The organism is Bacillus sp. F2HM (genome assembly GCF_019266135.1).
Taxonomy (GTDB): domain Bacteria; phylum Bacillota; class Bacilli; order Bacillales; family Bacillaceae; genus Bacillus; species Bacillus safensis.
On sequence record NZ_LRMO01000002.1, the window covers coordinates 188,423 to 200,465 of the forward strand.

General features: G+C 44.7%; 4 protein-coding genes and 1 riboswitch. All 4 genes read left to right on the forward strand.

Translation table 11 applies throughout. From position 1 onward, the window contains the following. Positions 1 to 8 precede the first annotated feature (8 nt). Entirely contained in the window at positions 9 to 1,100 is a 1,092-nt protein-coding gene (locus AWT60_RS02855; RefSeq protein WP_076840708.1) for an ABC transporter ATP-binding protein, read from the forward strand. After that, positions 1,100 to 1,969 (forward strand): ABC transporter permease, encoded by an 870-nt coding sequence (locus AWT60_RS02860; protein WP_024424299.1) that lies wholly within the window; start codon positions 1,100 to 1,102, stop codon positions 1,967 to 1,969. The genes AWT60_RS02855 and AWT60_RS02860 overlap by 1 nt, the downstream gene beginning before the upstream one ends. Then, on the forward strand, positions 1,962 to 2,765 hold the full coding sequence (locus AWT60_RS02865; protein WP_024424298.1) for an ABC transporter permease: 804 nt from the start codon (positions 1,962 to 1,964) through the stop codon (positions 2,763 to 2,765). Before AWT60_RS02860 ends, AWT60_RS02865 begins: the two co-directional genes overlap by 8 nt. 368 nt (positions 2,766 to 3,133) lie before the next feature. Further along, positions 3,134 to 3,227, forward strand: a riboswitch (cyclic di-GMP riboswitch). Between the two features lie 139 nt (positions 3,228 to 3,366). Further along, positions 3,367 to 12,043: non-ribosomal peptide synthetase (locus AWT60_RS02870; protein WP_218676886.1), on the forward strand; the 8,677-nt coding region annotated here is incomplete at its 3' end.

Sequence of the window (12,043 nt, forward strand, 5' to 3'; positions counted from 1 at the left end):
GTGATCGCATGAGTGGAATTCATTTAGAACACATCAGTCAGCACTTCGGTGAGCAGATTGCTCTCAACGATGTCAGTCTTACGGTGAATGAGGGAGAGTTTTTCTCCCTTCTTGGTCCTAGCGGCTGCGGAAAATCAACGTTATTAAACATCATTGGCGGTTTTTTAGAACCAACAAAAGGTGTCGTCTATATTGGTGATCAGGATGTGACAGCTTTGCCGCCTTACCAAAGAAAAACAGGTATGGTCTTTCAAAGCTATGCACTTTTTCCGCATCTGACTGTATTTGATAATGTGGCGTACGGGCTAAAGGTTCAAAAGAAAAAGAAAGCGGAAATCAAAGAGAAGGTGATGGAAAGCTTGTCTCTTGTTCAATTAGAGGCATTTGCGAAACGGATGCCCCACCAATTAAGCGGTGGTCAGCAGCAGCGGGTAGCGATTGCAAGAGCGCTGGCGATTCAGCCGTCTGTTCTCCTTCTTGATGAACCGCTCAGCAACCTGGATGCCAAACTAAGAAAAAACATGCAGACAGAGCTGCGAAATATTCAAAGGAATGTCGGGATTACAACCATTCTTGTGACACATGATCAAGAGGAAGCCTTAAGCCTTTCTGATCGGGTTGGAATTTTAGGAGAGGGAAGAATTCAGCAGATTGGGACGCCTTTAGAGGTGTACCGCCAGCCAAACAACCGATTTGTAGCTGAATTCATCGGACAGGTGAACATCTTTGAGGCCGTGTACAATGAAGCTGATGTGGCATTTACAGTTCCGCATGTAACCCATTCAAACGGTCAGCATCTTCAGCTGCAGGCTGCGGCACATCAAGAGAAGAGGGAAAAGCAACTGCTTATGCTGCGCCCTGAAAGAATCAGCATCTCTTCTGAGCAGGAGGAAGTAAAGCCGAACCATGTATCAGGCGTGCTGTCAGATGTGAGTTATATTGGGCATTCATTACGTTTGGTTGTGGGGCTTGATAATGGTGAAATCATTGTCCATGCTTCTGATGCGGCATTTCCCGAGCTGCCTGAAGTTGGAGAAACCGTCCATATCCATTGGCAGCCTGAAGATATCGTTTTCTTAGATTCGAAGGTGCATACGTGATGCGAATCAAGAAAAAGAATCAACGATTTCATTGGTTTATGCTGCTGCCAGCCTGTTTGTTTCTTGTTGTATTTTTACTAGCTCCGCTTGTGATGATGCTCGTTCTCAGTTTTCGCGATGTCGATTCGATGATGAATACATTACAAACGTATAGCTTTTCTCAATATATTCATGTGTTCACGACAGATGCATATGTAAAGGCGATTGGAAGTACTGTGTGGGTGGCTTTGCAGACAACGGTGATTTGTTTATTGATGGCATACCCCGCAGCATACGTGCTCGTCAAAGCACCTAATCCGCGTCTGCGGGCATTTTTCTATATCTTACTTGTGTCGCCGCTTTTGACAAGTGTTGTGATTCGGACATTTGCATGGATTGTTCTTCTTTCGCAAAATGGTCTGATCAATGGCATGTTACTAGATTTACAGGTAATTGAGAAGCCGCTCTCGATGCTGTGGAATATGAATGCGGTCATTATTGCCTATGTCCAAGTCATGCTGCCATTTGCAGTACTGCCGATCGCAACAAGCTTAACCGATATGGATCGTCACTTAAGACCGGCTTCTATGAGTCTTGGAGCTGGCCGGATTCGAACCTTTTTTCATGTCACCTTACCATTGACCATTCCAGGCATGGTGACTGGCGCGATCATCGTCTTCTCACTGGCAGCAGGAAGTTATATCACCCCGCTGTTAGTCGGCGGACGGATGCAGCCGCTGCTGCCGCTGTCAATTTATCAGCAGGTCATGCAGGTGTATAATTTGCCTCTTGCTGCAGCTATGTCCTTTACATTATTGGTTTGTGTGCTTGTGGTAGTCAGTCTATTAAGCTATTTATTGAAGCGTTGGGAGGCGAGGATGCATGCGTAAAAAGTCAATAGGTGACCGCTTGCTTTCCATCCTGATTTGGACTGCTGGGTCATTGGTTTATCTTTTTTTAACCATACCTGTTCTTGTGATCGTCCTATCTGCTTTTAGTCCAAATGCCTTTCCTGAATTTCCACCGACTTCGTTCTCTGTGCGCTGGTTTCATGAGGTCGTGTCAAATCCAGAATGGATGGAATCTCTTCGGATCAGTGTGATTCTGCTGTTCATCGTGACGCCTCTCACGGTTCTTTTAGGGACAATGGCTTCGTATGCTTTAGCAAGGCTTTCCTTTAAGGGAAAGGAGGCTGTCCAAGCTTTCATTCTGTCACCTCTCATGATTCCTCAGGTGGTGTTAGGGATTGCAATGCTTTACTTGTTTACGGCTATGGGCTTTACAGGGTCTTTGTGGGCGCTCGTCATTGGTCACGTCATCATTGGTTTTCCCTATGTGGTTCGAACGGTAGGCGTAAGTGTTTCGAATTTAGATCCGCGGCTTGAGCTGGCTTCAATGAATCTTGGCGCAGGACCCATTCGCACGTTTTTTCGAGTCACATTGCCTTTGATTAAGCCGGGAATCATTGCAGGAGGGGTGTTTTCTGCTGTGACGTCATTTGGGGAAATATCGATCAGTTTGTTCGTTTCCTCTCCTCAAACCATTACAATTCCTGTCAGGACCTTTAATTACATTGAGCAAACCTTTGATCCAAGTGTCAATGCGATATCTGTCATATTTATTATCATTTCTATCATTGCGCTGCTCATTATTGAAAAAACGATTGGTCTGTCTAAGGTGATGTAAATATAATGAAGAAACAAGGAGTTGTCATTTGAAATGACAACTCTTTTTTTGTTGTTTTTACAGTAAAAAAATTCATTTTTTTTAGGGAATATAGTTCTTAAGATTTAAGAATTTGCGGGGAACGCAAGGAGACCTCTATCCTACATTTTCGGTCATATTTTCAAAATTTAAGGGAAAATATGAAATTTTTGCGGTATTTAGTCGATTATTTTCGGTTGAACGCAACTATTATTAGTTATTTTCGGTAAATATCGTCAACTCTCACAGGATCCCTTCGGTATAACGCATGAATCTTTACACCCATTTTTCGGTGAAAAAAACAATATTTTCATATAAAGTGGACGTAAATAGAAAATATCTAAAAGAAAAGAAGAAAAAGGCAAATCTATGGAAACATAGAGACGCAAAGCCATGTCCTAAGGTAAATGATTCTTTTTTTGCTAAGGTCGGCAGGCTACCGAATGAAAATGGGAGTCCCTCCGTTTTATTCGGGGTGGGCTCCTTTTCTGTTTAACCGTCTATTTTAATGAAATAGACTTGGTTCTTTTGATATAGAGGGTGCAGGGTGAAATTGGTGGAGAAAACATAGAAGAGGCGGAGGATGAGAATGAATACAGTTTATTACCCCTTAACACATGCGCAAAAGCGAGTATTCTACACGGAAAGATTTTATCCAGGTACAAGTATTTCTAATTTGGGTGGATTCGCCAGGTTGAGATCGGCATCTGGTCTCGATCCTTCTTTGGTCGTCGATGTGCTTCAAGCGTACATTCGACAAACTGACTCTCTTCGGCTGAGGCTCGTGTATCGAGATGAAGAGGAGGAGCCTGTTCAATATATCAAACCTTATGAAAAACAGCCGATTCGCATGGAAAAGGGCTGGAGTGAAGAGGAAGTAAGGGTTTGGGCAAACGAGCAGATTCGTGAGCCGATGCCATTGATTGACAGCCCTTTGATTGAATTTACGGTGTTTCAAATCAGTGATCAAGAGTGCTGGCTGTTCTGTAAAGCACATCATATTGTCGCGGATGGTATTTCCATCATTTTAATGGGAAATCGCATTATTGATTTATATCATGACATGCTGCAAGGAGTAGACATCTCACCAGTTGAGGAAATTTCCTTCGTTGATCACATCATGAGTGAGCAGACCTATGAATCTTCTAAACGTTTTCAAAAAGACCAAGCTTTTTGGAATGAGCAATTTGCTCATATTCCAGACTTCGCATCTTTAAAACCGCATAAGGGATACGAGATGAGTTTGCATGCGGAGCGATTTTCAGGGGATGTTCCAGATTCTTTAAAGGAGAAGCTTCGTGTTTTTTGTGAAGAACAGAAAGTCAGTATGCTTTCGATGTTTATGTCCACTGTCTATATTTACTTACATCGCTTTAGCGGTATGGAGGATGTCGTTCTTGGAACCTTTATGGGCAACCGGACGAATGCCAAAGAAAAAAAGATGATTGGGATGTTTGTATCCACGATTCCAATGCGTGCATCTGTTCAAGGGTCGCAATCGTTTCTTGATTTCGTAAAGCAGGTCATGGCGGATCAAATGAAGATCTTGCGACACCAAAAGTACCCTTACAATTTGCTCATGAATGATTTGCGGGAAAGAGAAGGGTTTACAGGACGCCTTTTTGATATTTCTTTAGAGTATCAGGTGATGCAGTGGCAGAAAAAAGAGAATCTGTCGTTCATTACTGAACCGATTTTTAGCGGAAGCGGAATGAATGATATTTCAATACATGTGAAAGACCGCTGGGATACTGATACATTGACCATTGATTTGGATTACCGTACAGATGTATTCACAGAAGAAGAAATGAGTAAGATGTTTGATCGATTCTTGATATTACTAGAAGCGGCCGTCTCTCAGCCTGATCAGCTGATCGGGACACTGCCTTTACTTTCAGCAGGTGAACAAAAGGAGCTGCTGCAATTATCTGAAGGAGAATCGTTTGAAAGGCCAGCAGCAAAACCGGTTCATCACATGTTTGATGAGACAGCTAACAAATATGCAGACCGGACAGCCGTTGTAGCAGAAAATGGAACAATTACTTATGGAGAGCTGCAACAACAGGCAGAAAAGCTGGCACGTTTTTTACAAATGAAAGGTATCTCACGTGATGTGCCTGTTGCTGTTTTGATGGAGCGGAAGACAGATGCCATGGTGGCAGTCTTCGGCATACTAAAGGCTGGCGGGGCATATGTACCAATTGATCCGGCATTACCTGAGGAGCGCATTCAATTTATTGTGGAAGATTCAGGTGCTTCTATTGTGTTAACAGATGAATCGTTCATTCAAGAGTACCCAGCCCTTTCGGAAAAATTGATCGTGCAGCAGCAAATATTATTAGATGATGGACGGCTGCCTGAGCTTGTCGATCAGACGGCGCCGGAGGATTTAGCCTACATGATTTATACATCGGGTACGACTGGAAAGCCGAAGGGCGTCATGATTGAGCATCTTCAGCTTCATCATTTGGTCCATGCTTTGCATCATGAGATTTATCAAGGGGCGAATGAGCTAAAAATGGCGCTTCTAGCCCCATTCCATTTCGATGCATCGGTCAAACAAATCTTTGCTGCCCTTTTATTTGGACATACGCTTCATATCATCCCGCGAGAAACGACGAGAAATGGCATGCAGCTAGCGGTTTATTACAGAAAACATCAAATTGACGCGGCAGATGGAACACCGGCGCATGTGCAGCTTTTACTTGCTGCGGATTTGGACGGGCTGTCATTGACGCACATGTTGATTGGGGGAGAAGCGCTGCCTGCGAAAGCAGCACGTTCACTTATCGAAGCAGTTCGTATGAGTCAGCCTGATTTTACTCTGTGGAATGTGTATGGTCCAACGGAGACGTGTGTGGATGCGGCGGTGCATCGTCTAGATCTCAGTGGGCTGAGCGAATCAACTGAACAGCGCTATGTGTCGATTGGAAAACCGCTTGGTCATCATCGTATTTATATTTTAAATGAACATGATCAATTACAGCTGCATGGGGCAGCAGGAGAACTGTGCATTGCCGGTATAGGTGTTGGGCGAGGCTATGTGAATCAGCCTGAATTGACGGAGAAGGTATTCACAGCAGATCCGTTTTCTCCGCATGAGCGGATGTATCGAACGGGGGATCTAGTCAGATGGCTTCCGGATGGCACGATTGATTATCTTGGCAGAATGGACGATCAAGTGAAAATAAGGGGTTACCGGATAGAAACAGGCGAGATTGAATCTGTGATGGAGCAGGTAGATGGAGTTGATAAGGCTGTCGTGCTAGTGGTTGACGAAGCGGATGGAGAAAAGGCGTTAAGTGCTTATTATCAAGCTCGTCATGAAGGAGTGTCTGTTGACATGCTGCAAGCGGCTATCAAACATCAGCTTCCAGCGTACATGATGCCTCTTTATTTCAAAGAGCTCGATGGTTTTCCACTCACAGTCAGCGGCAAAGTCGACCGTCGTGCACTTGCTGCGTTAAAAGGTGATAGAGCGGTACATGCTGTTTATACGGCACCTAGAAACGATATAGAAACGAAGCTTGTTCATTTGTGGGAAGACATTCTTGATCAAGAGAAAATCGGTGTATATGATTCTTTCTTCGATCGAGGCGGGCATTCGCTCAAAGCAATGACCGTACTTACCAAGGTTCAGCGAGACTTTGAAGTAGAGGTGCCGCTCTCCGTTTTATTTGAACAGCAGACAATTGCTGCATTGGCTGCTTATATTGAGCAAGCAGATAAGTCTTCTGAAACGGTGATACCAAAAGCGCCGGCTGCCGATCATTATCCATTGTCGCCTCCACAGCAGCGCGTCTTTATGGTGAGTCAGTTGGAGCAAAGCACTGCATATCATATGCCTGCTGTTGTGAGGTTAAAAGGAACTCTGCAGCTTGAGAAGCTGACTGAAGCCTTTGACAGACTGATCTCACGTCACGATGTGCTGCGCACTTCTTTTCATACGATAAAAGGTGTTCCTCGTCAGCGGATCGTTTCATCAGTGTCCTTTCAAATAGAACAGCTGACAGGCGGTACGATGGTAGAAAACATGCAGCAATTTGTCAGACCTTTTGATCTTGAGTGTGCGCCGCTTCTTCGAATTGGTTTACAGTCATTGCATGATCAGGAGCATTTGCTCTTTTTCGATATGCATCATCTGATTTCAGATGGTCTTTCGATTGATTTGATGCTGCGTGAGCTGTCAGATGCTTACGAGGGATCGGTTAAAGCACCATTGAAGCTTCAATATCAAGATTATGCTGTTTGGCAGCAGCACCAAGGCTTTCAAAAAGAAGAGACATTTTGGCTGCAAGAATTTTCGGGTGATATTCCGGCTTTACAGCTGCTGACCGATTATCAGCGTCCAGCTGTCCAGTCTTTCGCAGGTGATCGTGTCATCAAAGAAATAGATGAAGCGTTAAAGAATCAATTACAGGAGCTTGCAGCAAACCATCACACGACACTGTATACGGTCTTGCTTTCTGCTTACTATACATTGCTTGCCAAATATACAGGTCAAAAGGAATTCGTGGTCGGAACACCGGCGGCAGGGCGTGTGCATACAGATTTGAATGACATGATCGGTATGTTTGTCCAGACACTTGCTTTGCGGTCTGAGGTAGATCCGAATGGAACCATGTCTCAGCTGATTGAGCAAGTAAAGAAAAAGACAATGCAGGCATTTGAGCATCAGCAATATCCATTTGAACGGCTGCTTGAAAAGCTGAATGTGCCAAGAGATTTTAGCCGTCATCCATTGTTTGACACCGTCTTTACACTCGCGCCGGATCATGGAGCATCTCAGCATATTGGAGATATGCTGGTCGAGGTTGAAGAAACCAATTTCCATATTGCGAAATTTGATTTAACACTGCAAGCGATGGAGTCAGATCAAGGTTTATCCTTTGTACTTGATTACAGTACGGCGCTATTTAAACGAAGTACGGCAGAGCAGATGATGAAACATTATGTTTATCTGCTAGAGCAGATGGTTCAAGCGCCGCAGGAAGCTATTCAATCCTATCGATTACTGTCTGAACAAGAAGCAGAAGCTCAGTTAAATAGGTGGAATCCGTTACCTTCGCCTTATCCAGCAGAAGAAACCATTGTAACGGAGTTTGAAAAACAGGTGCAGCAGCATGGTCATCAGCCTGCATTGCAATGTGAAGATGTGGTTCTTTCTTATCAAGAGCTGAATGACCGAGTGAATCAGCTGGCTCATTATTTGCGTGAAAATGGTTTTAAAAAAGGGATGAAAGCGGCCTTATTCTTTGAACGATCCAATGAAATGGTGCTCTCTGTTCTGGCTGTGCTTAAGGCTGGCGGTGTCTATGTACCAATTGACCCCGATTTCCCTGATGAGCGCGTGAAGCACTTTTTAACAGACAGCGGTGCACAATTTTTACTGACACATCAAGTGCTGCGCCATCGCTCGGTGCTCACTTCATTTGAGGGAACCATCATAGAAACAGAAGATCGAGCGATTGAACATCAGTCAGACAGCCCTATAGATGCTCATATTCTACCTGAGGACTTAGCGAATTTGACCTATACATCTGGTACAACCGGTAAGCCTAAAGGAAATATGGTGACACACCGGAACATTTTGAGAACGGTGAAGCAATCGAATTATCTCACGGTTCATCATGAGGATACGGTGATGAGCATTTCAAACTATGTATTTGATGCCTTTATGTTTGATGTATTTGGTGCTTTATTAAACGGAGCGAAACTCATTGTTCTGCCAAAGGACCATATCTTAAACATGAATGAGCTTTCTGGAGCGATTGAGAAAGAAAAAGTCAGTATTTTAATGATCACGACAGCTCTTTTTCACTTACTCATCGATATGAAAAAAGACAGCCTGAAAAACGTGAGAAAAGTGCTGTTTGGCGGAGAACGTGCTTCTGTGCCTCATGTAGTGACTGCACTTGAGACAGTTGGGAAAGACAAGCTTGTTCATATGTACGGACCTTCTGAGAGCACAATATTCACCACGTATTATCCTGTGAATCATATTGAGAAGCAGGCGTTATCCATCCCGATCGGAAAGCCAGTGAGTCAAACGGCTGTTTATATTGTAGATGAGTTTGGACATGTTCAGCCGCCGGGTGTGGCGGGAGAGCTATGTGTCGCTGGTGATGGACTGGTGAAAGGATATTATAAGCAGCCAGAACTAACAAGCGAAAAGTTTGTCAACAATCCTTTCCGCCCTGGAGAGGCCATGTATAAAACGGGCGATCTTGCACGCTGGCTGCCGAATGGAGATATTGAATTCATTGGACGAATCGATCATCAAGTGAAGATTCGCGGACAGCGTATCGAGCTTGGGGAAATTGAACACCAGCTGCTGCGGCATCCTCAGGTGAAGGAAGCTGTCGTCATTGCTGCTTCGAATGACACGTTATGTGCGTATTTCACAGCAGAAGGATCTATTTCATTATCTGATTTGCGCGAGCAAGCAGGGCGTGAACTGCCTGTGTATATGATGCCGGCATTTTTCATGCAATTAGACGAGCTTCCTTTGACGAATAATGGCAAGGTCGATAGGCGGGCGCTGCCGGCACCTGATCTCAGTGAGCAGGGGGCAAATGAATACACCTCTCCTCAAACAGAAACAGAGCGTCTGCTGGCGAACATTTGGGAGGAAGTTCTTGAAGTGCCGCGAATCGGCAGGCATGATCATTTCTTTGAATGCGGGGGCCATTCGCTGCGCGGCATGAAAATGCTGAACAGGCTGTATGAAGAGATGCAGGTGGAGCTCACTTTGAAGTCTTTATTTGAATCCCCAACATTAGAAGCGTTCGCCCTTGCGGTTGATCAAGCGGATCAAACGGAGATCAAGCGAGTGGAAGTTGCCAAAGAGGCGGCCTATTATCCAGTGACATCTGCTCAGAAAAGACTGTTTGTTTTGGAGAAAATGACTGATGCGGAGCAAAGCTATCATATGCCGGCTGCCTTAAAGCTAGAAGGTGTCTTTGATGAAAAACGATTTGAAAAGGCAATTGATCAGCTAGTCCAACGTCATGAAGCTTTCCGAACGAGCTTTGATTTTGTTCAGAATGAACCTGTTCAACGGATTGAAACAAATGTCTCTATAGACATTGAAAAAATTGAACAGAACGGCCGAGACATACAGGAATTGATGAATGAATTTATCAGGCCATTTGATGTAGAAAAAGCGCCTTTACTCAGAATAGGACTGGTTTCCGTCTCCGTAAATGTCCATTATTTACTGATTGATATGCATCATATCATTTCAGATGGTGCGTCTGTTGGCATTTTAATTGAGGAGCTATCAGCCCTGTATCGAGGAGAAAAACTAGAGGAATTACCTGTTCAATATAAGGATTATGCAGTTTGGTCAAAAAGTGAGGCATCTGCTGCGCAAAAAGCAGCTGAAGAGGCTTTCTGGCTGGATCAATTACAAGGGGAGCTGCCTGTACTGGCACTGCCAGAAGATCTGCCAAGGCCAAAAGTGCAAACATTTTCAGGAGATCGTGTCTCATTTACAATCGAAGGTTCGCTTAAAGCGAAATTGGACGAACTCGTTAGAGCGCTCAACAGTACGACCTATACAGTCCTGCTTGCTGGCTACAGTATTCTTTTAAGCAAGCTTTCAAGACAAGAGGATATCATCATTGGTTCTCCGGTTGTCGGCAGAACCCATCCTGATATTCAATCTGTGATCGGCATGTTTGTGAACACGCTGGCACTTAGAACAAGACCAGCAGGACATCAGACAGTTGCTGAATTTGCGTCAAATGTTCATCAGCTTGTGTTAGAGGCAAACGAGCATCAGCTGTACCCATTTGAAGAATTGGTAGATCAGGTGCAAACGGTTCGAGACACGAGCCGTCATCCAATCTTTGATGTGGTCTTCTCAATGGAAAATGCGGATATTCGTGATTTATCAATGGATGGGCTTCAGGTTGTTCCACAGCCATTCGAAGAGAATATCGCCAAATTTGATTTGACCTTAACTGGAAACGAATCCGCAGATCAAATTGAACTCGTGTTTGATTTTAATTGTTCTATCTTTCAAAAGACGTCAATTGAAAAGTGGAAAGAATATTTCCTTCATTTGCTGGAACAAATGGTGTCAGCGCCAGATCAATCGTTAGATCAAATGCAATTATTGTCACCGCAGCAGCAGCAAAAACAGCTGGATGAATGGTCAGGACCTATCCTAGATGTCCCGTTAGATCAAACCGTTCATGCCTTGATTGAGGCTAAGTCACAAGAAGCACCGCACCAAAAAGCGGCGGTCTTCTGCGGAACGAGCTGGACGTATGAAGAACTGAATCATCGGGCAAATGTAGTCGCTTCAAGACTCATCGCAAACGGCACAAAACCAGGCGACCGCGTCGGTATTCTCACTCGTCCGTCCCTTGATATGACGGCAGCTGTTCTTGGCGTTCTCAAGGCAGGTGCGGCATTCGTTCCAATTGATGCAGACTATCCAGCGCAGCGTATTGCGTACATGCTGGAAGACTGCGGGGCAGAGGTGCTTCTGATGCAGAAAGGACTCACTGCACCATCTTCATTCACAGGTCAAGTGTTGTTCATAGAAGATGCGGTAGAAGGAGAAGCTCACGAGATTCAGGTTCATGTCAAACCAACGGATCTCGCCTATATGATTTACACCTCTGGGACGACAGGAAAGCCGAAGGGTGTCATGGTTGAGCACCAGTCCCTTGTGAATCTTGCATTCTGGCACAATGATGCGTTCCAAGTGACGAAAGACGATCGAACTGCGAAATATGCCGGCTTTGGCTTTGACGCCTCCATTTGGGAGATGTTCCCGCCGTGGATCGCCGGCGCAGAGCTGCACATTATCGACGAAGCGATTCGCCTCGATATGATCAAGCTCAATGCGTATTTCAATGAAGAAGGGATCACCATTGCCTTCCTGCCAACGCAGCTATGTGAGCAGTTTATGTCAATGGACAACCATTCTCTGCGTTATTTACTAACAGGCGGAGATAAGCTGAAACAGGTAAAGCCGGTTCCATATCAACTCGTCAATAATTACGGTCCGACTGAAAATACAGTCGTAGCGACAAGCGGAATGATCGATCCAGAACAAGGCACGATTCCGATTGGAACAGCCATTGCCAATACACGTTTTTACATCATGGGTTCTTTATACGACCTGTCGCCGCCAGGCGTACCGGGTGAGCTCGTGATCGCAGGAAAAGGACTGGCAAGAGGCTACTGGAATCTTCCAGATGAAACCGACAAACGATTTGTCCCAGATCCATTTTATCCAGGCG

What these genes read in the sequence shown, in the direction of transcription:
- AWT60_RS02855 (WP_076840708.1), top strand. Translation starts at nt 9, where the DNA reads ATGAGTGGAATTCATTTAGAACACATCAGTCAGCACTTCGGTGAGCAG.
- AWT60_RS02860 (WP_024424299.1), top strand. Translation starts at nt 1,100, where the DNA reads ATGCGAATCAAGAAAAAGAATCAACGATTTCATTGGTTTATGCTGCTG.
- AWT60_RS02865 (WP_024424298.1), top strand. Translation starts at nt 1,962, where the DNA reads ATGCGTAAAAAGTCAATAGGTGACCGCTTGCTTTCCATCCTGATTTGG.